Genomic DNA, 24,940 nt, shown 5'->3' on the forward strand with positions numbered 1-24,940 from the left:
GGGTTTTTCGAACACGCGCATTCTGCCACGCTCGGTTTCAGCGCCTGCTCACCGTCATCATCGCCCCAGGGTGTCGAGGACCAGCCGGGCGGCCTCCTCCGGGGTGGCGAACCCGACGTCGGCGGGCGGGCCGGACTGGGCGCGGACCGCGCGTGGGTGAACCGGGCGCTCGGGTCGTGCCGCGACACCAGCGCCCGCCGATTCCGGCCGGTGGGGCCGAAATCGGTGGAGCGGCGCCGGAACCCGCGAGGACGCGGTCGGGTCGAACTTCAGCGTGCCTCGCGCATCACGACGAGCACGGCGTCCGAGGAGGTGCCGTTGCGGTTCTCCACGTGGTCGAGCAACGTCCGGGCGGGCGTGAAGCCGATGCGCTCGGCCAGCCGCCGAGGCCCCGTTGGCGGCGTCCGCGATCCGCTCCAGCCTGGTCAGCCCGGTGTCGTCGAGCGCCCATTCCGCCAGGGCGCGGCCCGCTGCCTCCCCCACCCAGCGGCAGCCGCGACCAGGCCCATCGAACCTCGACCACGGGCGATTCGGACCAACACCGTCCGGATGGGCACCCCGGCCTTGAGAGTCAGGCAAGGCTGGTCCGGCCACCCGTTGCCTCACCCACATCGGCCCGGAGAGGTCGTAGCGTGATGAGCGCTGTTCCGAATGGGGGTAAACCCAGGCCAGATGTCACGCAGATCGCTGCGTCTGGACTCACATCCTCGGGAGAATCTGAAAATCGTTCGTTCCAAATCGAGCTCATCCGCCCCACTCGCCACCAAGCGGACCGGGCGCGAGCGACCCGGTCCGCTTGGTGAGGGGCGCAAGCCGCGGGCGGTTCTGGTCCGAACTCACCGGACGAAGGGGAGTCCGATCATGGGCGGTTCGGACCGGAACCGCCGCTGCGCCCCGCCGAGCTCAGGCGACGGCGTTCTTGTCCGGCACCACCAGGGCGTACATGACCAGCACCGCGAGCGCGATCGAGGCGAGCTCCCAGACCGGGAAGGCCGCCAGGAAGGTCAGGTGCCCGATCGCCGACAACCCGGCCAGGCCGATCCCGGTCATCCGAGCCCACCGCTGCCCGGCGAGGCACCCCGCACCGGCCAGCAGCTGAAGGAGTCCGAAGGCCAGCCAGATGTATCCCCACGCGTCGAAGTTGAACACCAGCAGCTCGCCACCGCCGACCACGAAGTAGTCGGGGCGGAACAGCGAGGTCAGCCCGGCGATGATGTTGAAGGCACCGGCCAGCGCCAGCACCCAGCCGCCGAAGGCCAGCCACCCCGCTCCACCGGCATCCGACCGGGCCCTGGACATCGCCCATTCCTGCCGCTGCCCGGCTGCCTGCCGCTGTTCATCCGCCTGCTGCGGCTCGGCCGCGTGCCGCGGCTCAGACGCTTGCCGCTGCTCAGGCGCCTGGCGCTGCTCGGATACCTGCCGCTCGGTCGGCCGTTCGCCGCCGGCCTGTTGTCCCGTGTTCGGACTGGACATGTCGAACGCCTCCTCCTCGCCGAGGTGTTGTGGGGCCAGCATCACTCCGTTTCCCCGAATCCGCAGCCTGACCAGGACTTTCGACCCGGTGCACGACATCATCGGGACCGTTCGCGGAGCCGGGGATCACGTCGCGCTCCCCCGAATCTCCACCTGCGCGTGGCGGACGAGGATCTTCAACGCGGCGGCCACGGGGAGCGCCAGCATCGCGCCGAGCACACCGGCCAACGCACCTCCGACGAGGATCGCGACGAACGCCTCCAGGGGGCTCAACTCGACGGTCCGGGCGAACACCCGCGGAGCGATCAGATAGTTCTCGACCGCCTGGTAGACGACGAAGAACAGCAGCGTGACGACGGCCAGCGAGAGCCCCTGGCTCAACGCCACCAGCGTCGCGGCCAGCGAGGCGAGCGTCGCGCCGAGCTGCGGGATCGTGTCCAGCAGCGCGACCACCACGGCGAGCAACGCGGGGTAGGGCACGCCCACGACCAGGAAGAACACGTACGACGCGGCACCGGCGCACAACGATACGACGACCTGACCGGTGACGTAGCCGCTCACCCGGCCCATCGCGGCGTGCAGGGCGTCCGCCCGGCCCGGATGCCCTTCGCCGGAGCGCGCCACCGCGCTGTGGAGTCGCGGCATGGCGAGCGAGAAGTAGACCATCAGCGCGCCGACGGTGACGGCGGCGAAGACACCGCCGAAAACCACTCCCAGCGCGGTGAACCCAGCGGTGAGCGCCTGCAGGACGACGCTCGCCGCGCTGCTCGCCGCGGCCTTGACCTGCTCGTGCAGCGCCGGATCGCGCAGATGGGCGCGCAGCTCACCGGATCCGAGGTTCGCACCGACTCCGGACACCAGGCTCGGGATGCGCTCGACGAAGTGCCCGACCTGGCTGATGGCGGGGACGAGCACCAGCAGGATCGCCACTCCGAGGAGGAGCAGCAGCCCCAGCACGACCGCGCCGACCGCCGGGCCGCGTCGCCAGCGATGCCGCTGCAACCAGCCGACCACCGGTTCCACTCCGAGGGCGAGGAAGAAGCCCAGGAACACCAGCACGAGCATGCCGCGAACCGCGTAGGCGAGGACCGCGAGCACGCCCACGGCCAGGTACACGCAGGCGATCTGCGCGTGGCGCAGGAGCGGATCCGGTCCGCCCCGCCGTTCGCCCGACGTGTTCGCCGACATCCGCACCGCCCTCCCGAACGCCCGAACCGAGCGTAGGTTCCCGAGCTCCCGGCGCATTCCGAACGCGATCCCGCGCCCGCCGCCCGGGCCTGCTCGTGTCACCCGGACGGGTCGGCACGCGGTGTCCCGCGCCCGGTTGGCGCAGGCGGACGTCTCCGGTGACGATTGCCGGAGGTCGCGAAGGCGGTGTCGCCAACCCGCCGAACGGGAGGTCGTGATGTCCCTGGAAACCAGTCCTCAGCCCGCTCGGCCGGCGATCGCGGCGGGCAACGCGGCGGTGCGCGAGACGTTCCCGTTCGACGACACCCGCGACCTCGACGACGCCCGCCGCGGCTTCCTCGGGACGGCCGAGGATCCGCTCATCCGCGACTCGTCGGGAGCGGTCGTGTGGGACCTGGACGCCTACGGCTTCCTCGCCCAGGACTGCCCCGACACGGCCAACCCCAGTCTGTGGCGGCAGAGCCGGTTGTGCGTCGAGCACGGTCTCTTCGAGGTCGTGGAGGGCATCTACCAGGTCCGCGGTTTCGACCTGTCCAACATGACGGTCGTGGAAGGTTCCCGCGGAGTGCTGGTCATCGATCCGCTGCTGTCCGCGGAGACCGCTGCTGCGGCGCTCACGCTCTACCGCAGTCACCGCGGCGACCGCCCGGTGACCGGCGTGCTCTACACCCACAGCCACGCCGACCACTTCGGCGGAGTTCGCGGCGTCGTCACCGAGGCGGAGCTCGAGGCCGGCATTCCGGTGCTCGCGCCGCGAGGATTCGTGGCGCACGCGGTCAGCGAGAACGTCTACGCCGGCACCGCCATGGCCCGCCGCGCGGCCTACATGTACGGAGCCGCGCTGGCCAAGGGGCCACGGGGACAGATCGGCGCGGGGTTGGGCCCGACCACCTCGACCGGTGCTCTCGGCATGGTGCCGCCGACCCACGACATCACCGAGACCGGCCAGTCGGAGATCGTCGACGGGATCCGGATGGTCTTCCAGCTCACGCCGGGCACCGAGGCCCCGGCGGAGCTCAACATCCACTTCCCGGACCACGCGGCGCTGTGCATGGCCGAGAACGCCACCCACAACCTGCACAACCTGCTGACCCTGCGCGGAGCGGAGGTGCGCGACCCGCACGCCTGGGCGGACTACCTCACCGAGGCCATCGACCTGTTCGCCGAGGGTTCCGACATCGCCTTCGCCTCCCACCACTGGCCCGTGGTCGGCCGCGACCGCGTCGTCGAATTCCTGTCCGAGCAGCGCGACCTCTACGCCTACCTGCACGACCAGACGCTGCGGATGATCAACGAGGGCTTGACGCCGCTGGAGATCGCCGAGCGGATGGAGATGCCTCCCGGGCTGGAGCGCGCCTGGCACACCCACGGGTACTACGGCTCGGTCAGCCACAACACCAAGGCGGTCTACCAGAAGTACCTGGGCTGGTTCGACGGGAACCCGGCCCACCTGTGGGAACACCCTCCCGCCGAGGCCGCCGAGCGGTACGTGGAGTTCATGGGCGGCGCCGACGAGGTGGTCCGGCGCGCCCGCGAGTCCTTCGAGGAGGGTGACTTCCGCTGGGTCGCGCAGGTCGTCAACCACGTGGTGTTCGCCCGGCCAGACCACGAGGAGGCCCGGGCGCTGCAGGCGGACGCCCTGGAGCAGCTCGGCTACGGCTGCGAGAACGGTCCCTGGCGCAACTTCTACCTCATGGGAGCCCACGAACTGCGCCACGGACCGGTCGGCACGCCCACGGTGACCTCGTCACCGGACGTGCTCCGCGCGCTGGACCTGGATCAGCTCTTCGCGGCGCTGGCCATCAGGGTGGACGGTCCGAAGTGCTGGGACGCGGACATCACGATCCGCTGGAACGTCGACGGCGGCCGGCAGCACACCCAGCGCCTCCGCAACGGGGTCATGGTCCACATCAGAGGAACAGGACCGGCGGCCGGCGAACCCGACGCCGAGGTCACCCTCGAAGAGCAAAGCCTCCGAGAAGTCCTCCTGGGCGCCACGACCACCGACGACCTGGTAGCCGAAGGCCGCGCACGAACAACGGGGAACCCGGGAAGAATCACCGAACTCTTCAGCTACCTGGCCAACCCGAACCCGAACTTCACCATCGTCACCCCATGAAACACCGGGAAGAAGACGAGGAGCACCAGGAGAGCCGCGTTTGCCTGCGGAGACCAGGCCGGGAACACCACGAGGGACGAAGCCGAACCCGGCCACCGCACCGTGGGGGCCTGCGGGGGCTCGGCCCCCGCTACTAACACGACGGGGCGAGGTGGTCCGCGCATTCCGCGAACACACCTCGCCCCGAGGTCCGTGGAGGTGCCGGGAATCGAACCCGGGTCCTCCGTCGCTTCACCAAGGCTTCTCCGTGCGCAGTCCGCTATGCCTCTACTCGGCTCCACCGGTCACGCGAACTAGCCGGTGTGACGAGCCCAGTCGCTGTTTGATGTCCCGCTGGGTCCCGCGACCGAACCCAGCGGTAAGAGCCTCCTAGCTGATGCCGGATTCCGGGACGGAGGCGTTCCCGGTCCGACAGAGTCGCTCCTCGCTCAGGCGGCGAGGGCGAACTCGCGCTGACTCTTGTCGGCGCTTATTTGTTTGCGGCGACGCTCACGGTGGTCTCCCGCCTGCACCGGCACGCTTCCCAAGGATCAACGTACGGAGTCGAAACCGTTCACCCCCATGTCCATGCTCCACTTGCCACCGGTTGTCGAACCGGTGTCCATCAGGATAACGCCTCGGGCCCCGGCGATCATTCCCGTACCCCTCATACCTTCAAACCCAGCAGCTTCGCCGGTGTGTCGTGCAGCACCGCGCGCAGGAACGGCTTGCCGAGCCGGGGGTCGCCGCCCGCCCAATCGGCGATGGCCGCGAGCTGGTCGGCGTACTGGTACGGGATGTTCGGGTAGTCGGTGCCCAGCACGATCCGGTCGGGGTGCGCGGCGATCCGGGCGGCCCAGTCCTTGGGCAGCGGCGCGAACTTCTCGCTGAACTCCACACCGACCATGGTCGTGTCCAGGTGTACCCGCGGATAGCGCTCCACCAGGTTCAACGCCGCGAGGTAGTCGGGCATTCCGGCGTGCGCCAGCACCGCGGTGAGCCTCGGATGCCTGCGCAGCACGCCCTCGAACACGTCCAGCCCGGTGTAGGCGCCGCCGATCGGACCGTGCCCGCAGTGCACGACGACCGGCACGCCGGTCTCGCCGAGCAGGCCCCAGGCCTGGTCCAGCAGCGGGTCGCGCGGGTCGAACGAGCCCACCTGGACGTGCATCTTCACGCAGCGGGCCCCCGCGTCCAGCGCGCGAGCGAGGTAGTCGCCCACGCCGCGCTCGGGGTAGATGGTGGCGGTGGGGACCGCGTCCGGCGTGCGCTGGGCGAAATCGCGAACCCAGTCGTTGAGCCACGCGGCCATCGCGGGCTTGTGCGCGTAGACCAGCGGGGCGAACGCCCGCAGCCCGAACTCGCGCAGCAGCCGCACCCGGGTGGACTCGTCGTGCCGGTAGAAGATGTCCCACCGCATCCCGTAGTGCTCGGAGGCGTTGTCGAAGTACGCCCACACCTTGTCCAGCACGTTCGGCGGCAGGAAGTGGGTGTGGATGTCGACCAGACCCGGCAAGCCGAGTTCGTCCAGCCAAGCGGGAATTCGGTTGTCGTCGTGCGGTGCCGTCAAGTCAGCGCCGGCCCTTTCGCGCGCGCCCGATGGCGCGCTGGATCTCGCGTTCCATATCGCGCTTGGCGATGTCCTGACGCTTGTCGTGCGCCTTCTTGCCTCGCGCCAGCGCGAGCTCGACCTTGGCCTTGCCGTCGCTGAAGTACAGCGACATCGGCACCAGGCTCAGCCCGCTCTCCTTGATCTTGCCGACCAGCCGCTCGATCTCGTGCCGGTGCAGCAGGAGCTTGCGGGAGCGCCGCGGTTCGTGATTGGTCCAGGTCCCCTCGGTGTACTCGGGGATGTGGACGTTGCGCAGCCAGACCTCGCCGTCGTCCACAGTGGCGAAGCCGTCGACGAGCTGCGCCTTGCCCTGGCGCAGGCTCTTGACCTCGGTCCCGGTCAGCGCGATGCCGGCCTCGTAGACGTCGAGCACCGACCAGTCATGCCGCGCCTTGCGGTTCTGCGAGATGACCTTGCGGCCGCGTTCCTTCACCATGCGAACAACTCTAGTCCTCGTGTCACCCGGTTAAGCCGAACTCGGCGGCCCCTTCCGCAGGGGCCGCCGAGCACCAGGCTACAGCCGCACGTACAGGCGGAGCGTGACGTAACCGGTGACCGCGGAGATCGCCCCCGCGACCAGCAGGAGGATCGGCGAGATCAGCGCGATGTCGCCCCATTCGACGGCCGGGATGATGCCGGTGCCCAGCACCGGCCCCATGACCCTGTCGATGAACGCCGCCTTCGCGATCAGCAGACCGGCGATCGCCAGCACCGCACCGATCAGACCCGACACCATCGCTTCCAGGAGGAACGGCAGCTGCGTGTACCAGCGGGTCGCGCCCACCAGGCGCATGATGCCGGTCTCCGTGCGTCGGGTGAACGCCGAGAGCTGAATGGTGTTGGAGATCAGCAGCAACGCGGCCAACGCCTGCACCAGCGCGATCGAGAACGTCGCGTTGCGGACGCCGTTGAGGATGTCGAACAGCCGGTCCAGGTACTCGGCCTGGTCGACGACGCTGTCCACGCCCGGCTTGCTGGCGAACTCGGCCTGGATCTGCGGGAAGCGCTCCTGGTCGGTGAGCTTCACGCGCAACGAGGCCGGCATCGCCTCGGCGCGGGCCACGTCCTTGAGCTCCGGCTGGGATTCGAAGACCTTGTTGAAGCTGGCGAACGCCTGCTCCCGGTTCTCGTACTTGACCGACTCGACGCCCTCGGCCTTCTTGAGCGACGACATGACCGAGGCGCAGGGCTGCTGGCTGCAGTCGGTGTCATTGGCGCTGACGTCGTCGGTCATGAACACCACGACCTCGACGCGGTCCTGGTAGGTGTCCTGCATCTTGTCGATGAGCCGGACCACCAGCAGACCGCCACCGAGCAGACCCACCGAGATGGCGGTCGTCAGGATCATCGCGATGGTCATCGTCACGTTGCGCCGAAGGCCGTTGACGACCTCGCTGAATACGAAGCTCGCACGCATCTTGGGTCAGCTTTCCTGCCGTTCGGGGGTGTGTGTCCTCGGGTGCACGGGCCGGGCGATCGGGTCGCGCCGGATCAGCGGCCGACGCCGTACACGCCACGGGCGTCGTCGCGGATGACCCGGCCGAGGCTGAGCTCCACGACGCGACGGCGCATCGAGTCGACGATGCCGTGGTCGTGCGTGGCCATCACGACGGTGGTGCCGGTGCGGTTGATCCGCTCCAGCAGCAGCATGATGTCCTGGCTCGTGTCGGGGTCCAGGTTTCCCGTCGGCTCATCGCACAGCAGCACCAGCGGCCGGTTGACGAAGGCGCGCGCGATGGCGACGCGCTGCTGCTCACCACCGGAGAGCTCGTTGGGCATCCGGTCGGCCTTGCCGTCGAGGCCCACCAGCTGCAGCACCTGCGGCACCACGCGCTGGATGTCGGCGCGCGGCTTGCCGATGACCTCCAGCGCGAACGCGACGTTCTCGGCCACGGTCTTGTTGTTCAGCAGCCGGAAGTCCTGGAAGACGCAGCCGATGCGCTGACGCAGCCGGGGCACCCGGCGGCGGGGCAGCTTCGCGACGTTCCAGTCCGCGACGAAGACCCGGCCACGGCTGGGCACATCCTCGCGCAGCAGGAGGCGCATGAACGTCGACTTCCCGGAGCCCGATGGCCCGATGAGGAACACGAACTCGCCCTTGTCGATGCCCACAGAGACATCGTCGAGAGCGGGCCGGGTCGACGTCTTGTACGTCTTGGACACGTGCTCAAGGCGGATCACGGCCGGGAGTTTACCCCCGCCCGATAGGGCGACCCGCACTCACCCACAGAGGTGGTCGCACCTCTTGTGACCTGGGATTTTAACGGACGCGCTGGGCGTCGATCAGGCCACGCTCTGCTGCTGGCGGCGCCAGCGGATCCCGGCTTCCAGGAAACCGTCGATGTCGCCGTCGAGAACCGCGTCGGGATTGCCCACTTCGTGCTCGGTCCGCAGGTCCTTGACCATCTGGTACGGGTGCAGCACGTAGGAGCGCATCTGGTTGCCCCAGCTGGAGCCGCCGTCCTTGAGGGCGTCGAGCTCGGCGCGCTCCTCCTCCTTCTTGCGGGCCAGCAGCTTGGACTGGAGCACGCGCATCGCGGCGGCCTTGTTCTGCAGCTGCGACTTCTCGTTCTGGCAGGACACCACCACGCCGGTCGGGATGTGCGTGATGCGCACGGCCGAGTCGGTGGTGTTCACGCTCTGCCCGCCGGGGCCGGAGGAGCGGAAGACGTCGACGCGGATGTCCTTCTCCGGGATCTCGACGTGGTCGGTCTCCTCGACGACCGGCAGCACCTCGACACCGGCGAAGGAGGTCTGACGGCGGCCCTGGTTGTCGAACGGCGAGATCCGCACCAGGCGGTGCGTGCCCTGCTCGATCGACAGGGTGCCGTAGGCGTAGGGCGCGTTGACCCGGAACGTCGCGGACTTCAGGCCGGCCTCTTCGGCGTAGGAGGTGTCGTAGACCTCGGCCGGGTAGGAGTGCCGCTCGGCCCAGCGCAGGTACATGCGCATCAGCATCTCGGCGAAGTCCGCGGCGTCGACGCCACCGGCCTCGGCGCGGATGGTGACCATCGCTTCGCGCTGGTCGTACTCGCCGGAGAGCAGGGTCCGGACCTCCAGGGTTTCGAGGTCCTTGGCGAGGTGGTCGCGCTCCTCGTCGGCCTCGGCCAGACCGGAGCTGTCGCCCTCGTCCTCGCTGAGCTCGTAGAGGACTTCGAGGTCCTCGACGCGCTGGCGGAGCTCGGAGATGCGGCGCAGGTCGGCCTGCCGGTGCACCAGCCGGCTGCTGACGCGCTGCGCGTTCTCGACGTCGTCCCAGAGATCGGGCTTGGCCGCCTCCTGCTCCAGCTCGGAGATCTCCGCGCGGAGTGCGTCGAGATCCATCACGCTCTCGATGCCTTCGAGCGTGTTGGACAGTTCCTTGAGGGAGGCCGCGACGTCGGGATTCACAGAGCTCAGGGTACTTCACCGATGAGCGGCCGCCCACGAGGACGGCACTGATCGGCTTTCTCCTGCGGGCGAACGCGAACAACGGCTGCGCCGATCGAGCGGCGCAGCCGTTGTTCGCGAGCGGTCCCGGGCGTCAGTCGGGAATCGAATCCAGGAGCTTGTTGATCGCGCGGTTGTAAGCGACGGTGAAGTCGGCGGCGGCCTTCTCGTAGGGGTCGCCCGCCGTCTTGGCGGCGTTGCGGGCCTCGTCCATCTTCACGGCGGTCTGCGCGCGGGCGGACTCGACGAGCGCGGCGCGCTGGCGCGGGGTGAGGGTGCCGGAGTAGACCAGCTTGAGGATCAGCGGGCTGCGGACGTTGTCAGGCCCGGGCGCGGTGTTCAGCCACGCCTTGAAGGCCTTCTTCCCGGCGGCCGTGATCGCGTACTGCTGACTGGAGCGCGGACCCTGCTTGCCGAGGCGCAGCAGACCGTCCTCGGTCAGCGCGGGCAGCTCGCGGTACACCTGGCTGCGGGTGACGCTGAAGAACCCGGCGAAGCGCTCGGTGGCCGCGGCGACCAGCTGGCCACCGGTCTTCGGCCCTTCGTGCAGTAGTCCCAACAGGGCAGCGGATGTCGCATTCAGCTCGCTCACGGCACCAACGGTGCCACGTCCCGAGGGAGCTGTCCACAGTGGTCGGCGCTTCTGTCCACAGTGGTTGCACTTGACTGGTCCGAGTGGACGAACCATTCCGCCATTGGTTCCAGACCGGGATTACCGGTTTTTCGGCGCGCGGGGCCTCGACGATCACAGATCCCACCCGAATGCAGCCCTGCTAGGTGCACGCATTGCAACCGCCCGCCCGCTCGTTCGCCTGTATGGGGGTTCTTGGCCGCGCAATGAGGTGCTATCACGTTCTGAAACTGCACAACTACAGGTGGTAACCCTCACGCTGCTGTTGGCCGCCGGGTCGCCGGCGGGCGCACGGCATGGAAAGCAGGAGGTTCGGGCGTGCATCGCAGTTGGTTGCGTACCAAGGTCAACGAGAGCAAGGAGAAGGTGACCCAGAAGGTCACCGAACGAGCCAAGTCCATGGTCCCGGTGCAGCGCGGCGCCGAGACGGACTCCTGCATGGTCTGCGGCCGCACCATGCGCCAAACGGCCGTGGTCCGAGGCGAGGGCAGGGTCTGCTCCCCCGGCTGCGCTCGCAAGTGGGCCGAAGGACTGAAGGACTGAAGGACTGAAGGACTGAAGGCAAAGAAAAGTGCCTCCGGAAGACCGGAGGCACTTTTTCTCTCGTAGCGGGGACAGGATTTGAACCTGCGACCTCTGGGTTATGAGCCCAGCGAGCTACCGAACTGCTCCACCCCGCGCCGTCGGCTGAACTTTCCAGCCGCTTCGTTCTGTTGTAAGTAGAACTCTACACCCCCGAAAACCACTCTTCGCACGGGGGTCCCGAAACCGATTTCCCCAGCTCACCAAGCCGGGAACCACCGCCACGATCAACCCCGGCCCAACCACCGCGCCGTGGGGGGCCTGCGGGGGCTCGGCCCCCGTAAAGACACAGGAACAACGGAAAAATCCCCTCGGCGCCAGCCGAGGGGATTGAACACGCTTCTCGTAGCGGGGACAGGATTTGAACCTGCGACCTCTGGGTTATGAGCCCAGCGAGCTACCGAACTGCTCCACCCCGCGCCGTCGGCTGAAGATTCCAGCCGCTTCGTTCTGTTGTAGGCACTAGCTTACGGACCGGGTGAAGGCCGTTCAAACCGGGGGTGGCTAAAGCGTTCCGCACCTGTCCTGACCTGGCCTTCAGATGCGTCGGCGGGGTGGGCAACCGCGCCGGTCGCCCACCCCGCCGACTTACACAAGGACGGCTCAGCCGCCGGTGCCCTGCCCCTGCTCGAAGCGCTTGATGGCGTCGTCGAGCTGCTGGTACGCCTGGCCCATCTCGGCGAAGTTGCCGGACTGCTGGGCCTTGCGGACTCGTTCCAGCGCGTCGCGGATCGCGCCGACCTCCTGGCTGGTCTCCGGCGTCCCCGGTGCGGGCGGCTCACCCGGCTGCTGGGGCTGCCCCTCGGGCGTGCCCGGCTGGGTCGCCTGGCCCGCTCCGGAACCGAAGACCTGCTCGAGCGCACCCTGCAAGGTCTCGGAGAAGCCGACCTTGCCGCCGAAGGACACCAGCACCCGCGCGAGCTGCGGGTACGACTCCTGCTCGTTGCGCTGGATGTAGATGGGCTCGATGTAGAGCAGCCCACCGGCCACCGGCAGCGTGAGCAGGTTGCCGAAGATCGCCGTGACGTTCGGGTTGTTGAACAGCGTCCGGTTCTCGGTGACCTCGGGGGTCGACTCCATCTGGTTCTGGACCTGGTTCGGACCCGGCGTCAGCGTGTTCGTCGGCAACCGCAGCACGGTCATCTGCCCGTAGTTCTGCGGGTCCGAGGACACCGACACCCACGCCGAGAGGTTCTGCCGCCGCAGCGCGGTCAAGGCGCTGGTCAGCTGGAAGTTCGGCTGCTCCTGACCCTCGACCTGGGCGAGCACGTAGTAGGGCGGCTGCTGGCCCTCGCTGCTGCCGACGGTGCCGCGAGCCGTGGGGTCGTTGGGCACCTCCCAGAAGGTCTGGGTGGAGAAGAAGTCGCCCGGGTTGTCCACGTGGTACTCGGTCAACAGCTTGCGCTGCACCTTGAACATGTCCTCCGGGTACCGGAAGTGCTCGCGCAGCTCCGGCGAGATGGCGCTGGCCGGCTTGACCACGCCGGGGAACACGCCCTCCCAGGTCTTGAGGACCGGGTCGTTCTCGTCGGTGGCGTAGAGGTCGACGGTGCCGTCGTAGGCGTCGACCGTGGCCTTGACCGAGTTGCGGATGTAGTTGATCTGTTGGTTGGGCTGGCGCTCGACGCCCGTGAGGGTGTCGTTGGTGGCCTCGCCCAGCTCGGTCAGCTTCGAGTACGGGTAGTTGTTCAGCGTGGTGTAGCCGTCGACGATCCACTTGATGCGGCCGTCCACCACCGCCGGGTACGGGTCGCCGTCGAGCTTGAGCCACGGCGCGACCTTCTGGACGCGGTCGCGCGGGTTGCGCTCGTAGATCAGCTTGGAGTTCTCGCCGATCACACCGCTGAACAGGAAGTTCCGCTCGCCGTAGTAGGCGGCGAAGGCCAGCCGCTGGAACGGGTTGGAGATCGGCACGCCGCCGCGGCCGTCGTAGGTGAACTGCTGGGTGTCGGTGTCGTACTCGCGCGGGGCCTCACCCGGGTTGCCGCCGACGATCGCGTAGTCGTCGGGACCGAGTAGCTCGCCGTAGTAGACGCGCGGCTGCTCGACCGGGATGCCGCCCTGGCCCTTGTTGGCGACGTCGCTGATCTGGAAGACCGGGTAGCCGCCCTGCGTGGCGCCCTCGTTGAAGGTCGAGTCGACACGGTCGGCCGGTGCGGCGATGAAGCCGTTGCCGTGGGTGTAGACGGTGTGCCGGTTGATCCAGTTCTGCTGGTTGACCGCCAGGCCGTCGGTGTTGATCTCGCGCAGCGCGACCAGGTAGTCCTGCAGCTGGCCGTTGGCGTCCCGGTAGCGGTCGACGTCGAGCTTGTCGGGGAAGCCGTAGAAGTTGTACTGCTGCGTGAGCTGCGTGAACGTCGCCGACAGCACGTTGGGGTCGAGCAGCCGGATGTTGGGGATGGTGCCCTTGTCGTCGGCGACCTCGCTGGGCTGCAGCTGCGTCTTGCCCGGGTAGTCGACGAAGTTGACCTTGTCGTCACCGATGCCGAACGCCGACTTCGTCGCCGCGAGGTTGCGCTCGATCGAGACGGCCTCGCGCTGGTTGGCGTTCGGGCGGACCGAGAACTGCTCCAGCAGAGCCGGCCACACCGCGCCGATCACGACGCTGGACAGCAGAAGCAGGACCGTCGCCAGCGCCGGGATCTGCAGGTTCTTCAGGAAGATCACCGAGAAGAACGCCAGCGCGCAGAACACCGCGATGCACATCAGGATCAGCTTCGCCGGCATCACCGCGTTGAGGTCGGTGTAGCTGGCGCCGGTGAACAGGTTGTTGCGCTGGGACAGCAGCAGGTCGTACCGGTCGAAGAAGTAGTCGACCGCCTTGAGCAGCACGAACAGACCGGCCAGCACGCCGAGCTGGACCCGCGCGGGCATCGACAGCTGGCCGCTGCGGCCGGTGAGCCGGATGCCGCCGAAGATGTAGTGGGTGACCAGCGCGCCGAGGAACGACACGGTCACCGCGATGAACGCCCAGGACAGCACCATGCGCCAGAACGGCAGCTGGAAGACGTAGAAGCTGATGTCCTTGCCGAACTCCGGGTCGGTCTGCCCGAACGGGACGCTGTGCAGGAACAGCTGCAGCGTCTGCCAGTCCGCCTGCGCGGCCAGCCCGCCGATCACGGCGATCAGGATCGGCACTCCCAGGCCGAACAGCCGGGAGTGCTCGGTGATGACCGTCCGGTAGCGGGTCAGCGGGTCGTCCGGGCCGCTGACCGGGACGAACACCGGGCGGTTGCGGTAGGCGATCCAGAGGTTGAGCAGCAGCACCCCGCCGAGGAAGGCGGCGGCGACGATGCCCAGACCGAGCCGCGAGCCGAGCTGAGTCGTGAAGACCTGCCGGTATCCGACCTCGCCGAACCACAACCAGTCGACGTAGGCGCCCAGCATCCGCGATCCGAGGATCAGGGCGAGCAGGACGACCCCGCCCAGAATCAGCAGGATTCTGCTTCGCCGGGATAGTTTCGGCATTCCTACCGGGGGCCGCATGGCCACAGCGCACGCTCCTGGGGACGGTCAGCTGAACCTGGCAATCGCGTCGGAGAACACGATTCCCTCGTGATGTTCAACTCTACGACCCTGGTGTGAAGTTCCTGGAAGGCCCCGCGCGAACGGTATTTTTCGGACACAGATCGGTATCGATCGGCTCGACTCGGCGTGCCTGCCCCCGTCGGAGGCGGTTCTGCGACGATTGCCGCCATGCCTTCCGCAGAGGAATTGGGGTTCGCCCTCCCCGTCGCGACCCGCGAGGTCGAGGAGTTCGTCGCGTCCGCCGGCTGGGACCAGCCGACGCAGATCTTCGCCCTGGTGGCGACCGAGACGATGATCGCCGCAGCACCCGAGATGGCCGACCAGCTCGACCCGGTGGCCTCTCCCCTGACGCCGCTGGCGCAGGAGTCGCTGCCCGCCGAGGACCTCGGCGAGGCGCTGGCCCGCATCGAGTGGCCTGAGCAGGTCGTCGGCTGCGCGCTGGTGCAGGAGATCGTCGTGCTGCCGCCGGAGGCGGAGGCCGCGCTGCCCGAGGACGAGGACGGCGCCCGCAAGCTCGCCGCCGAGCACCCCGACCGGCGCGAAGCGCGGCTGGTGGCCGCGGTCCTGCGCGACGGCGGCGGCCAGTCCTGCGTCATGCGACTGCGCGGCGAGGAGGACGAGGTCTTCAGCGACCCCTCACTGGCTCCCAACCTGGTGAAGGCCCTGAGCGCCACCTTCGCCTGAGATCGGACTCATTTTCCGTGGTCGTTCTGCGCGGCGGTGCGGGTAGCGGAACCTGACACGCCGCCTGGACTCCGGGCGCCGCTCCTGATGTATGCCAATACACGGCGTCGCGGCGTCCTCGCCAGACGACGTGTCAGAACCCGCGGCGGTGCGAGTTGCGAGAGTGGCCTTCAGCGCTCGCGGCTGCGCCGCTTGGACGCAGTTCAGAAGGCGTGCTCAGCAGGCTGCCGGGGGTTGGTTGGCGCGCAGCGCCTCCATCGCCTTGGTGGCGTCGACGAGGTGGGCGACCCTGGCGAGCTGGAGGCCGTCCGGGGCCTGCGACTTGGCCTCGGCGCAGTTCTCGGCCGGGACCAGGAAGGTCGTGGCGCCGGCTTCCTTGGCCTTGATCATCTTGAACGGGATGCCGCCGATCGGCCCGACGTTGCCCGCCGGGTCGATCTCGCCGGTGCCCGCGACGAACTTGCCGCCGTTGAGCTCACCGGGCGTCAGCTTGTCGATGATCGCCAGCGTGAACATCAGACCGGCCGAGGGACCGCCCACGTCGGCGAGGCTGATCTTGATCTCGAACGGCACGTCCGGGCGCTCGGTGGCGGCCACGCCGAGGAAGCCCTGCGACTGATCGCCGCCCGGCTGGTCGTTGCTCCCCAGCTGCACGCTGGCGACCTGTTCGGGCTGGTCAGCGCGCTGGTAGCGGATCTCCACCCGGTCTCCGGGCTTCGTCCCGGCCAGCGCGGCCTTCAGCGACGCGGCGTCGGTGACCGGCTTGCCGTTGGCGTTGAGCAGCCGGTCGCCGGGCTCCAGCGTGCCGTCGGCCGGGCTGCCCTTGACGATCTGGCCGATGAGCACCTTGTGCGGGTAGCCGAGGAAGCGCAGCGCCGCGGTCTCGGCGGTCGTCTGCGAGTCGTTGAACGCCTCGGTGTTCTCCTGCTCGATCTGCTGCTCGCTCTTGTTCGGCGGGAAGTAGACGTCGCGCGGAGCCAGGGCGTAGCGACCGGAGACCCACAGGCCCAGCGCACCGAACAGCGACAACTGGTCGGTGACCGATACGGTGGTCATGTTCAAGTGACCGGCGGTCGGGTAGGTTTCGTGCCCCTCGACGCCGATCACCGGGTGGTCGCCTTCCAGGCCGAGCGTGTCGTACGTCGGCCCGGGGCCCAGCGCCACGAACGGCACCCGCGCGAACGCGCCGAGGAGACCGAAGGCGACAACCAGCACGACACTCGTCAGCAGCGTCCAGGTACGGCGGTTCACGAGGCGACAGCGTACGTGTTCGCTCTTGGCGATGTGCCCGGGTGTTCGCACAGACCAGAGCCACGACATCTTCTTAGGGGCGGCTGAGGCCGCGTACGGTGGAACTATGACCAATATGCCGTTCGGGTTCAGTTCGCAGGACCCCGACGACCCCGACAAGGGCGACTCGTCGCAAGGCCGCTCTGAGGGTGGAGCCGGCAACAACCCGGGGGACAACCCCTTCGGTTTCGCCGGCATGCCCGGACCGGGCGGCAACTTCGACATCGGGCAGCTCGGTCAGATGCTGACCCAGCTCGGCCAGGCGCTGAGCCACTCCGGTGGTGGTAGCGGCCAGTCCGGGCCGGTCAACTACGACCTGGCCAAGCAGCTCGCGGTGCAGCAGCTGCACAACAACCAGCGCACCGAGCGACCCAGCCAGGAGCAGGTCAAGGCGATCGAGGACGCGGTCCGCCTCGCCGAGCTGTGGCTCGACGCCAGCACCTCGCTGCCCGCAGGGGTCCGCGCGGTGCAGACCTGGTCCTCCGTGGACTGGGTGGAGAAGACCCTGCCGGTGTGGCAGCGGCTGTGCGACCCGATCGCGCAGCGCATGTCCTCCGCCTGGCTGGAGGCGCTGCCGGAGGAGGCCAAGCAGGCCGCCGGCCCGCTGCTGAACATGCTCGGCCAGATGGGCGGGATGACCTTCGGATCGCAGCTGGGCAGCGGCCTGGCCCAGCTCGGCGGCGAGGTGCTGACCTCCACCGAGGTCGGGCTGCCGCTGGGACCGTCCGGGACCGCGGCGCTGCTGCCGGCCAACATCGAGAAGTTCGTCGAGGGCCTGGACCGGCCGATCAGCGAGGCCACCTTGTTCCTGGCCGCCCGCGAGGCGGCGCACCACCGGCTGTTCGGGCACGTCCCGTGGTTGGCGCAGCGGTTGCTGGCCACCGTCGAGGAGTACGCGCGCGGCATCCACATCGACACCTCGGCGCTGGAGGACCTGGCGGGCAAGATCGACCCGTCCAACCCCGCGTCGATGCAGGAGATGATGGGTTCGGGAATGCTCGAACCGAAGACCACTCCGGAGCAGCAGGCCGCGCTGACCAGGCTCGAAACGCTGCTGGCCCTCGTCGAGGGCTGGGTCGACGTGGTCGTGGCCGACGCTCTGGGCGAGCGGCTGCCGGGCGCGGACGCGCTGGGCGAGCTGGTCCGCAGGCGTCGCGCCAGCGGCGGTCCGGCCGAGCAGACCTTCGCGACGCTGATCGGGCTGGAGCTGCGCCCCCGCCGGATGCGCGACGCGGCGAACCTCTGGCGGCTGATGGCCGAGCGCCACGGCACCGAGGCCCGAGACCAGGTCTGGGATCACCCGGACCTGCTGCCCGACAGCTCCGACCTGGACGAACCGCTGGACTTCGCCGACCGCTGGGGTTCGAACTCCGACCTCGACGACCCGATCGCGGCCATCCGCCGCGCGGAGGAAGCCGAGAAGTCCGAGGGCGACTCCGCCGACGACGATTCGGACTCCGACGGCTCCGACGGCGACGCCAAGTCCTGATCCACGCCCACCACCCGTCCACCGCACCTCGCGGTGGGCGGGTGGTGTTGCGTGCGGGCGGTCGTGATCCGCACCGTCCATGATCGATGTCGGTCTCACCCGGTCGGTTCGGACGAGGACCACCCGCGGCCCGCACCCCCACCGGAGCCGCGCTCCGGTCAGGAGACCTCGGGGTCCTCGGTCTCGTCGTCGGTGAGGCCGACCTGGAGCTGGGACGCCGCGACCACGCCCTCGAGGTAGCCGATGGCGCGCTCGGTCTTCGGGTAGCGCTCGACCCACTTCCAGAAGTCGGCGCCGTGGCCGGGAACCAGCAGGTGCGCGAGCTCGTGGACGAGCACGTAATCGAGCACCCATCCGGGTACATCTCGCAGCCGCTCGCTCACTCGAATGGTGCCCTCGCTGGGCGTGCACGAGGCCCAGCGGGTGCGCATCGGCGGGACCCATCGAACGCTGCTCGGATCGGTCCTGCCGTCCAGGTACTTCACGGACAGCTCACGACAGCGCTGCACCAGCGCCTCGTCCGAGTTGCGCGCGGGGGATCGGCGTCGCGTCTCACTGCGCTGCAGACGGCTCAGCATGTCCGCCACCCAGCGCTTTTCCTCCGCACGGCTCATCCGAGCCGGGAGCAGCACCACGATCTTGTCGCCGTCGCGATAGGCGCTCACCGTCTGGCGGCGGCGCTTGCTGCGGCGGACCTCGACCTGCGGTTCAGCCACGAAAGTGGACCTTAGCGACTGGCTCCGACAAACGGTTCCCCCTGTGAGCTGCACCTCAAGGTCAAGTTCCCATCAATGGACGAATGATTACTCCATCGAGTCGAACATGCCATGCTCGTAATGCATGCATCTCAATTACTCCGCCTGTACGGTTCCCCCAGCCGCCCGCAGGGGGCGCCGGCGATCCAGCTGTGGCGCTGGGTCAATTACCAGAAGGAGGGGAGCCGTGGCCGAGACGTACAACGGCTACTGCGTGAAGTGCCGGGAGAAGCGCGACTTTTCCGGTGAGGTCTCGGAGACCAACGGACGCCGGATGGCCAAGGGCACGTGCCCCGTGTGCGGGACCAAGATGACCCGCATCCTCGGCAAGGCGTGACAGGCACGGGTGGGCCGCCAGCGGCCCACCCCGCCCCGGTTTCCTGGGGTTTCCCGGAGCGGTGAATCCGTTCTGAGTCGCTTAACCGTTCCCGTCGGCCCAACCCATTCGGCCGCGGGAACGAACCCCGCTCAACAGAATGCCGATCACAACCCACGATGCGCTCTTGAACGACTAGCATGTTGATGGGTTTCTCGTTTTCCGAATCGCGACCGCACGGCTTTCGGTCTTCGAGAGGGTTTTCCTGCGCGCACCTAGGAGAATTCGTGGCCGACATTCCCCGCCAAGCGGCACACCGCACCGCCAAGCTCGCCAGCCTGCCACTGGGCGTCGCCGGACGGGTCGCCGCGGGCTGGGGACGTCGTATGACCGGCCAGAACGCCGCCGAGATCAACGCCGACGTGGCCGCCAAGACCGCTGAGCAGCTGTTCGCGGTGCTGGGGCAGCTCAAGGGCGGGGCGATGAAGTTCGGCCAGGCGCTGAGCGTGTTCGAGGCCGCCGTGCCCGACGCGATGGCCGGTCCCTACCGCGAGGCGCTGACCAAGTTGCAGTCGGCGGCGCCGCCGATGCCGATCTCCAGCGTGCACCGGGTGCTGAGCGAGCAGCTGGGCGCCTCGTGGCGCACGCGCTTCGCGTCCTTCGACGACGAGCCCGCGGCCTCGGCCAGCATCGGCCAGGTGCACCGCGCGGTGTGGCACGACGGCCGCGAGGTGGCCGTCAAGATCCAGTACCCGGGCGCCGACGAGGCGTTGCGCTCCGACCTGCGGCAGTTGATGCGGTTCTCCCGCCTCTTCCAGTCGCTGGCGCCGGGCGCCGAGGTCAAGCCGCTGCTGCAGGAGCTGCAGGAGCGGATGGTCGAGGAGCTCGACTACCGCATCGAGGCCGACAACCAGCGCACCTTCGCCAAGGTCTTCTCCGGTGACGAGCGGGTCGTGGTCCCCGCGGTGATCGCGAGCGCGCCGAAGGTCGTGGTCACGGAGTGGGTGACCGGCACGCCGTTCTCGAAGATCATCGCCGAGGGCTCGCAGGCCGAGCGGAACCTGGCGGGCCGGCTGCTGGCCGAGTTCCACTTCTCGACCCCGGCGAAGGTCGGCCTGCTGCACGCCGATCCGCACCCGGGCAACTTCATGCTGCTGCCGGACGAGCGGCTGTGCGTGATCGACTTCGGCGCGGTCTCCCGGCTCCCCGGCGGCCTGCCGCCGACGTTCGGCAAGATGATCAGGCTGGCTCTGCACGACCAGTCGATCGAGCTGCTGGAGCTGCTGCGCGAGGAGCGGTTCGTGCAACCGGAGCAGGAGTTGCGGGCCGAGGACGTGCTCGCCTACCTGGCGCCGTTCGTGGACCCGGCGCGCACCGAGACCTTCCACTTCACCCGCCGCTGGTTGCAGCGGCAGGCCGAACGCGTCTCCGACCTGAGCAGCCCCGACTTCCGCACCGGGAGGCTGCTGAACCTGCCGCCGGACTACCTGCTGATCCACCGGGTCACGCTGGGCGCGACGGGCATCCTGTGCCAGCTCGACGCCGAGGTCGCCACCCGCGACATCATCGCCGAGTGGCAACCCGGTTTCGCCGAAGCCGAGGCCTGACAAGACTCCACCACCCCGCAGACGCCACCCCACCGAGGGCGATTCGAACTTCGCGCGAAATTCGAATCGAGGCACCCCCGGCCCTGAGTTTGCGCAGGTCAGAGGGGTGTCAGGTGGGTTTGGTGCCGAGATGGACGGTGTTGGCGCTGAGGTAGTAGAGGTCGTCCCGGCTGCCGGCGTAGTGCTCGCTGTCGGGGTCGAGCAGCTGATCCAGTGCTTCGACGTCCTCGGCCGCGAGGCGTTCGTCGGCGTCGCGGCGCAGCATCGACAGCTGGCGCAGCGCCGCGGCCCGGCCGGACTCGTCCAGCGGCGCGGGCCGGTCGATGAGGTAGCTGAACGAGGTGGCCTCCACGAGCCCGGCCTCGGTCATGGCCTTCGGCCAGCCCATCGGCAACCGGACCGAGTCGTCCATCTCGGTCCGCATCTGCTGGAACCACTGCTCGCTCGCGCTGATCAACCTGGCTTCCAGCCCGGGACCGCCGATGCCGATGTCGGCGGGCAGGACCCTGGTCTGCAGACCGAACTCGACGACCGCCAGCCGCCCGCCGGGCTTCACGAGCCCCGCCAACCTGCGCAGGCCGGCGAGCTGGTCGGGCAGGTGGTGCACGACGAACGCCGCGTAGACCAGGTCTGCCTGCGGCGGGGCACCGGCTGCGGTGATCTCCTCGGCCAGCGTGTCGGCGGCGGCATCGGCCCGGACGGTGCGCACGGTGACGCCCTCAGTGGCCTCCGACGCCCGCTCCCCCGCCGCCGTCAGCAGTTGTTCGGCGGTGTCGACGATGGTCAGCTGCGGCTCGTCACCGTTGCGCGCCAGGCCCTTCGCGAGGATCGCCGCCGTGCCGCCGGCACCGGCTCCGATCTCGATCGCCGAGTGGGCCCCGGGCCGCAGCAGCTTGGCGACCACCTCGGTGACGTCCGGTGCGATGAAGTCGTCGGCCGCGCGCAGGCGCTCCAGGTGCGCGTTCCAATCGATGTTGTCGTGCGAATGCGAATGTGCTCCCACGAGCCGGAACACTAGACCGGACACCGCGAAACACGCACGTCGTTTTGCCGGTTCAGCAAGAATGCGTCGGCCGCCGCGGAGAGCGACGGCCGACGCGGCACCCGCGAGCGCGCGATCACGGAGTTCAGCGCTGCTCAGCGGATTCGGCTCTTCTCGTCGCGAAGCGAGCGATCGCCCGCCATCTGCGACCGGCCGACATCGAGCGAACTTCGCGTTGTCGCTCGGCTTCGGCCATCATCTCCTTCCTATGTATCCGGATCAGCTCCTCGGTCGGGTACATGCGCATCTCCGCGTTGTTCGGGTGGATCAGTCCAGTGGTGTTGGTCATGCTGCTCGCTCCTGCTTGCGGGGTTCGACTTCTTCCGGACGTGGGTGCTTGCGCGGACGACCGCGCCTGCGCTTGCGCGCGACGACCTCGCCGCGTTCGAAGATCTCGCCGCCCCAGACCCCCCAGGGTTCGCAGCGATCCAGCGCGCCGGCCAGGCACTCGGTCTTGATCGGGCAGTCGCTGCACAGGACCTTGGCCTGCTCCAGGTCGGACGGGTTCTCGGCGAACCACAGGTCCGGGTCCCGGCGGCAGGGCAAGCGGCGTTGCAGCGATGAGCCCGTGGGTTGCTCGGGCTCGAACTGCGAGTCCACGGCCGACTCGGGTATCGGCACACTCGCGGTGAACATACGACTTCCTCCAGTAGTCGATGGCAGGCGACTTGTGGTGGTGGATGGATGTGGTTGTGGTTGTGGATCAACCAGGAACGCAAAAAGGCCGCGGACCCGTCGTGCAGGTCCGCGGCCTTCTGAGAAGCCTGGGGCTCTCCTAGATCAGCGGATCCAGGAAAGACCAACGGACCGACCTGCGCGGGTGCTGCAGGGTCGCCGGGACAAAGCCGTAGCCACGCGGCTTTTCGACGCGCAGATCATTGGCAATGGCGGCAGCGAGCACAAAGGTGCCCGAGAGCAGCGAAACAACCCCGGCCATGAAGGAGCGCGGGGCGTTCGTGGTCTCGAAGATCTTCACTGTCCCCACCTCCTTCTCGGTCTCCGTCGGTGAATGCGGGCCAACTCGGCCCGCGCGTGTCTACGAGGTTATGTGCCGCGAGGTACAACCCGCAACATATTTTTGACCTGCGGTTTTGCTAGTTCACCCGATTGATCAAGGCGAGCACGTCGCCGCCGAACTTCTGGATCTTAATCGCGCCGATTCCGGAGATCCCGACCAACGCGGATTCGTCGGCGGGCCGCTGCTCGGCGATCGCGGTCAGCGTCGCGTCGGTGAACACCACGTAGGCGGGCACCTTGAGCTGCCGCGCGCGCTCGCTGCGCCACGCCTTGAGCTGCTCGAGCAGGGTCTCGTCGACGTCGGACGGGCAGTCCGAGCAGCGCCCGAGCTTGATGTCCATGGTGCTGACCAGCGTCGACGAGCACACCCGGCACTGCGGTGTGATCGTCGCGGCCTGCCGGGCGGGAGGCTGCGGCTGCTTGGCCTTGCTCGGCAGCGCCGCCGGGTGGCCGTCGGGCACCAGGTTGTAGACGAACCGGCTGCGGCGCCGGAACCGCCGTCCCCCGGCGCGGGCCAGCGCCCAGGACAGGTGCAGGTGCTCGCGGGCGCGGGTGACGCCGACGTAGAGCAGCCGCCGCTCCTCCTCCACCGCCGCGTCGGTGTCGGCGTGCTGGATCGGCAAGGTTCCCTCGACCAGGCCCGCGAGGAACACCGCGTCCCACTCCAGTCCCTTGGCCGCGTGCAGCGAGGCGAGCGTGACGCCCTCGACGGTCGGCGGGTGCTGCGCTTCTGCGCGCGCGTCGAGCTCGGCGACGTAGCGGCGCAGATCGGCGTCGGGAACCGCGGCCACGAGCCCTTCGGCGAGCTCGACCAGGGCGATCAGCGATTCCCACCGCTCGCGGGCGGACCCGCCGGCCGGTGGTTCGTCGGTCAGGCCCACCTCGACGAGGAGTTCGCGCACCGTCCCTGGCAGGTCCTCGGCCGCGGTGTCGCGGGCGATCGCGGTGCGCAAGGTGGCCATGGCCTGGCGGATCTCGGCGCGCGCGAAGAACCGCTCGCCGCCGCGCACCTGGTACGGGATCTCGGCGTCGGACAGCGCCTTTTCGTAGACCTCGGACTGGGCGTTGACGCGGAACAGGATCGCGATCTCCGACAGCGGCACGCCGCGCTTGGCCAGCTGCGCGATCTTGCGCGCGATGGCGTCGGCCTCGTCGGTCTCGTCGTCGTACTCGGCGAAGTCCGGGCGCGGACCGTCCGGGCGCTGACCGACCAGCTTCAGCCGGGTGCCGGCCGGACGTTCCCGGGCGGCGCCGATGACCTTGTTGGCCAGGTCCACGACCTGCGGAGTCGACCGGTAGTCGCGTTCGAGGCGCACCACGGTCGCCTCGGGGTACTTGCGCGGAAAGTTGATCAGCCACTTCGGGGAGGCGCCCGCGAAGGAGTAGATGGTCTGGTTGGCGTCCCCGACCACGGTCAGGTCGTCGCGGTTGCCGACCCAGGCGTCGAGCACGCGCGCCTGCAGCGGGTTGACGTCCTGGTACTCGTCGACGACGAAGGACCGGTACTGGCTGCGGAACTCCTCGGCGATGTCCTCGCGGTCCTCCAGGATCGCGGCGATGTGCAGCAGCAGGTCGTCGAAGTCGAGCAGCTGCGCGCTGCTCTTGAGCTTCTCGTACCCGGCGAAGGCCTTGGCGATCAGCTCGGGCAGGATCGGCGTCTCGCGACCGGCCTGCTGCGCGGCCGCCGGGTACTGCTCGGGGCTGATCAGCGAGGACTTCGACCACTCGATCTCGCTGGCGAGGTCGCGCACGTCCTCGCGCTCGGTGGACAGCCCCAGCCGGTTCGCGGCCTGCATGACCAGGCGGAACTTGTTGTCGGTGAGCTGCCACATCTGGGCGTCGTGAACGCGCGGCCAGAAGTAGCGGAGCTGTCGGAAGGCCGCCGCGTGGAAGGTCTGGGCCTGCACCCCCGCGGCTCCGAGCTCCCGCAACCGGGTGCGCATCTCGCCCGCGGCGCGCGCTGTGAAGGTCACGGCCAGGATCTGCCGGGGCGTCACCAGCCCGCGCTGGACGAGGTGGGCGATGCGGTGGGTGATGGTCCGGGTCTTCCCCGTTCCCGCACCGGCCAGGACGCACACGGGCCCGCGCGGTGCGATGACGGCCTGCCGCTGCTCCGGGTCCAAACCTTCCAGGAGACGCGGTTGATCGGCCATGCAGGCATCCTCGCAGACCCCCAACACCGATCAGGCGATACCCACC

Annotated in this window: 23 protein-coding genes, 2 tRNA genes and 1 other RNA gene; 6 read left to right on the top strand and 20 right to left on the bottom strand. The window is 68.8% G+C overall.

The window, feature by feature from the left end; all coding sequences use genetic code 11:
• Positions 1 to 57: 57 nt before the first annotated feature.
• The 3 genes from E1202_RS06610 to E1202_RS06620 form a co-directional block, all read right to left on the bottom strand.
• The gene (locus E1202_RS06610; RefSeq protein WP_132681658.1) at positions 58 to 483 is read right to left on the bottom strand and encodes a hypothetical protein; all 426 of its coding nucleotides are present in this window, start codon (positions 481 to 483) and stop codon (positions 58 to 60) included.
• A gap of 420 nt (positions 484 to 903) precedes the next feature.
• Positions 904 to 1,515 (bottom strand): DUF7144 family membrane protein, encoded by a 612-nt coding sequence (locus tag E1202_RS06615; protein WP_165943755.1) that lies wholly within the window; start codon positions 1,513 to 1,515, stop codon positions 904 to 906.
• Positions 1,516 to 1,599: 84 nt separating this feature from the next.
• Positions 1,600 to 2,661 carry an AI-2E family transporter gene (locus tag E1202_RS06620; RefSeq protein WP_165943756.1) on the bottom strand — a complete coding sequence of 354 codons (1,062 nt, stop codon included), beginning with the start codon at positions 2,659 to 2,661 and terminating at the stop codon, positions 1,600 to 1,602.
• A gap of 217 nt (positions 2,662 to 2,878) precedes the next feature.
• On the opposite strand from E1202_RS06620, the gene E1202_RS06625 reads away from it, so the two are divergent.
• Positions 2,879 to 4,780, top strand: a complete 1,902-nt coding sequence (locus tag E1202_RS06625) for an alkyl/aryl-sulfatase (RefSeq protein ID WP_132681661.1) — start codon at positions 2,879 to 2,881, stop codon at positions 4,778 to 4,780.
• A 190-nt stretch (positions 4,781 to 4,970) separates the two neighbouring features.
• On the opposite strand, the gene ssrA is transcribed toward E1202_RS06625, so the two are convergent.
• The 7 genes from ssrA to E1202_RS06660 all read right to left on the bottom strand — a co-directional run bounded on the left by ssrA (position 4,971) and on the right by E1202_RS06660 (position 10,392).
• Positions 4,971 to 5,341, bottom strand: a transfer-messenger RNA (tmRNA) gene (gene ssrA / locus E1202_RS06630).
• Between the two features lie 85 nt (positions 5,342 to 5,426).
• Positions 5,427 to 6,329, bottom strand: a complete 903-nt coding sequence (locus tag E1202_RS06635; protein ID WP_132681662.1) for an amidohydrolase family protein — start codon at positions 6,327 to 6,329, stop codon at positions 5,427 to 5,429.
• A gap of 1 nt (position 6,330) precedes the next feature.
• Entirely contained in the window at positions 6,331 to 6,807 is a 477-nt protein-coding gene (gene smpB, locus E1202_RS06640) for an SsrA-binding protein SmpB (protein WP_132672953.1), read from the bottom strand.
• Between the two features lie 78 nt (positions 6,808 to 6,885).
• Complete coding sequence (gene ftsX, locus E1202_RS06645) at positions 6,886 to 7,788, bottom strand: permease-like cell division protein FtsX (RefSeq protein WP_132681663.1); 903 nt, start codon at positions 7,786 to 7,788, stop codon at positions 6,886 to 6,888.
• 74 nt (positions 7,789 to 7,862) lie between these two features.
• On the bottom strand, positions 7,863 to 8,552 hold the full coding sequence (ftsE, locus tag E1202_RS06650; RefSeq protein WP_132625127.1) for a cell division ATP-binding protein FtsE: 690 nt from the start codon (positions 8,550 to 8,552) through the stop codon (positions 7,863 to 7,865).
• A 102-nt stretch (positions 8,553 to 8,654) separates the two neighbouring features.
• Positions 8,655 to 9,761, bottom strand: a complete 1,107-nt coding sequence (prfB, locus tag E1202_RS06655) for a peptide chain release factor 2 (RefSeq protein WP_132681664.1) — start codon at positions 9,759 to 9,761, stop codon at positions 8,655 to 8,657.
• A 133-nt stretch (positions 9,762 to 9,894) separates the two neighbouring features.
• Positions 9,895 to 10,392 carry a PadR family transcriptional regulator gene (locus tag E1202_RS06660; protein ID WP_132681665.1) on the bottom strand — a complete coding sequence of 166 codons (498 nt, stop codon included), beginning with the start codon at positions 10,390 to 10,392 and terminating at the stop codon, positions 9,895 to 9,897.
• 357 nt (positions 10,393 to 10,749) lie between these two features.
• Between E1202_RS06660 and E1202_RS06665 the strand changes: the two genes are divergently transcribed.
• A complete protein-coding gene (locus tag E1202_RS06665; protein WP_132681666.1) occupies positions 10,750 to 10,974 on the top strand; it encodes a hypothetical protein in 225 nt (74 codons plus the stop codon).
• 63 nt (positions 10,975 to 11,037) lie between these two features.
• Here E1202_RS06665 and E1202_RS06670 read toward each other — a convergent pair.
• From E1202_RS06670 to E1202_RS06680, 3 genes are all read right to left on the bottom strand, one after another.
• A tRNA-Met gene (locus E1202_RS06670) sits at positions 11,038 to 11,111 on the bottom strand.
• 248 nt (positions 11,112 to 11,359) lie between these two features.
• Positions 11,360 to 11,433, bottom strand: a tRNA-Met gene (locus E1202_RS06675).
• Positions 11,434 to 11,616: 183 nt separating this feature from the next.
• On the bottom strand, positions 11,617 to 14,499 hold the full coding sequence (locus tag E1202_RS06680; protein ID WP_132681702.1) for a UPF0182 family protein: 2,883 nt from the start codon (positions 14,497 to 14,499) through the stop codon (positions 11,617 to 11,619).
• 210 nt (positions 14,500 to 14,709) lie between these two features.
• On the opposite strand from E1202_RS06680, the gene E1202_RS06685 reads away from it, so the two are divergent.
• On the top strand, positions 14,710 to 15,225 hold the full coding sequence (locus tag E1202_RS06685) for a PPA1309 family protein (protein ID WP_132681667.1): 516 nt from the start codon (positions 14,710 to 14,712) through the stop codon (positions 15,223 to 15,225).
• Positions 15,226 to 15,441: 216 nt separating this feature from the next.
• On the opposite strand, the gene E1202_RS06690 is transcribed toward E1202_RS06685, so the two are convergent.
• Complete coding sequence (locus tag E1202_RS06690; protein ID WP_235877791.1) at positions 15,442 to 16,476, bottom strand: YlbL family protein; 1,035 nt, start codon at positions 16,474 to 16,476, stop codon at positions 15,442 to 15,444.
• A gap of 106 nt (positions 16,477 to 16,582) precedes the next feature.
• Here E1202_RS06690 and E1202_RS06695 point away from each other — a divergent pair, with 106 nt between their 5' ends.
• Positions 16,583 to 18,004 carry a zinc-dependent metalloprotease gene (locus E1202_RS06695; RefSeq protein WP_132681669.1) on the top strand — a complete coding sequence of 474 codons (1,422 nt, stop codon included), beginning with the start codon at positions 16,583 to 16,585 and terminating at the stop codon, positions 18,002 to 18,004.
• Positions 18,005 to 18,162: 158 nt separating this feature from the next.
• Here the strand turns inward: E1202_RS06695 and E1202_RS06700 are convergent, their stop codons facing one another.
• The gene (locus E1202_RS06700) at positions 18,163 to 18,720 is read right to left on the bottom strand and encodes a M48 family metallopeptidase (RefSeq protein ID WP_132681670.1); all 558 of its coding nucleotides are present in this window, start codon (positions 18,718 to 18,720) and stop codon (positions 18,163 to 18,165) included.
• A gap of 226 nt (positions 18,721 to 18,946) precedes the next feature.
• Between E1202_RS06700 and E1202_RS31275 the strand changes: the two genes are divergently transcribed.
• Positions 18,947 to 19,096 (top strand): DUF5679 domain-containing protein, encoded by a 150-nt coding sequence (locus E1202_RS31275; RefSeq protein ID WP_010693945.1) that lies wholly within the window; start codon positions 18,947 to 18,949, stop codon positions 19,094 to 19,096.
• A 266-nt stretch (positions 19,097 to 19,362) separates the two neighbouring features.
• Positions 19,363 to 20,682 carry an ABC1 kinase family protein gene (locus E1202_RS06705; protein WP_132681671.1) on the top strand — a complete coding sequence of 440 codons (1,320 nt, stop codon included), beginning with the start codon at positions 19,363 to 19,365 and terminating at the stop codon, positions 20,680 to 20,682.
• Between the two features lie 109 nt (positions 20,683 to 20,791).
• Here E1202_RS06705 and E1202_RS06710 read toward each other — a convergent pair whose 3' ends face one another.
• From E1202_RS06710 to E1202_RS06730, 5 genes are all read right to left on the bottom strand, one after another.
• The gene (locus E1202_RS06710) at positions 20,792 to 21,685 is read right to left on the bottom strand and encodes a class I SAM-dependent methyltransferase (protein ID WP_132681672.1); all 894 of its coding nucleotides are present in this window, start codon (positions 21,683 to 21,685) and stop codon (positions 20,792 to 20,794) included.
• A 124-nt stretch (positions 21,686 to 21,809) separates the two neighbouring features.
• Complete coding sequence (locus E1202_RS06715; protein WP_132681673.1) at positions 21,810 to 22,013, bottom strand: hypothetical protein; 204 nt, start codon at positions 22,011 to 22,013, stop codon at positions 21,810 to 21,812.
• Positions 22,010 to 22,360, bottom strand: coding sequence for a WhiB family transcriptional regulator (locus E1202_RS06720; RefSeq protein ID WP_132681674.1), 351 nt, complete (start codon positions 22,358 to 22,360; stop codon positions 22,010 to 22,012). Before E1202_RS06720 ends, E1202_RS06715 begins: the two co-directional genes overlap by 4 nt.
• A gap of 139 nt (positions 22,361 to 22,499) precedes the next feature.
• Positions 22,500 to 22,700, bottom strand: a complete 201-nt coding sequence (locus E1202_RS06725; RefSeq protein ID WP_132681675.1) for a hypothetical protein — start codon at positions 22,698 to 22,700, stop codon at positions 22,500 to 22,502.
• Between the two features lie 118 nt (positions 22,701 to 22,818).
• A complete protein-coding gene (locus E1202_RS06730) occupies positions 22,819 to 24,894 on the bottom strand; it encodes an ATP-dependent DNA helicase UvrD2 (RefSeq protein ID WP_132681676.1) in 2,076 nt (691 codons plus the stop codon).
• Positions 24,895 to 24,940 lie beyond the last annotated feature (46 nt).

The organism is Saccharopolyspora karakumensis (assembly GCF_004349225.1).
GTDB lineage: Bacteria > Actinomycetota > Actinomycetes > Mycobacteriales > Pseudonocardiaceae > Saccharopolyspora > Saccharopolyspora endophytica.

Excerpts from the sequence above, each read along its gene's own strand:
- E1202_RS06615 (WP_165943755.1), bottom strand. The coding sequence starts at position 1,515 with ATGCTGGCCCCACAACACCTCGGCGAGGAGGAGGCGTTCGACATGTCC.
- E1202_RS06620 (WP_165943756.1), bottom strand. The coding sequence starts at position 2,661 with ATGTCGGCGAACACGTCGGGCGAACGGCGGGGCGGACCGGATCCGCTC.
- E1202_RS06625 (WP_132681661.1), top strand. The coding sequence starts at position 2,879 with ATGTCCCTGGAAACCAGTCCTCAGCCCGCTCGGCCGGCGATCGCGGCG.
- smpB (WP_132672953.1), bottom strand. The coding sequence starts at position 6,807 with ATGGTGAAGGAACGCGGCCGCAAGGTCATCTCGCAGAACCGCAAGGCG.
- ftsX (WP_132681663.1), bottom strand. The coding sequence starts at position 7,788 with ATGCGTGCGAGCTTCGTATTCAGCGAGGTCGTCAACGGCCTTCGGCGC.
- E1202_RS06680 (WP_132681702.1), bottom strand. The coding sequence starts at position 14,499 with ATGCGGCCCCCGGTAGGAATGCCGAAACTATCCCGGCGAAGCAGAATC.
- E1202_RS06685 (WP_132681667.1), top strand. The coding sequence starts at position 14,710 with ATGCCTTCCGCAGAGGAATTGGGGTTCGCCCTCCCCGTCGCGACCCGC.
- E1202_RS06695 (WP_132681669.1), top strand. The coding sequence starts at position 16,583 with ATGACCAATATGCCGTTCGGGTTCAGTTCGCAGGACCCCGACGACCCC.
- E1202_RS06715 (WP_132681673.1), bottom strand. The coding sequence starts at position 22,013 with ATGACCAACACCACTGGACTGATCCACCCGAACAACGCGGAGATGCGC.
- E1202_RS06720 (WP_132681674.1), bottom strand. The coding sequence starts at position 22,360 with ATGTTCACCGCGAGTGTGCCGATACCCGAGTCGGCCGTGGACTCGCAG.
- E1202_RS06730 (WP_132681676.1), bottom strand. The coding sequence starts at position 24,894 with ATGGCCGATCAACCGCGTCTCCTGGAAGGTTTGGACCCGGAGCAGCGG.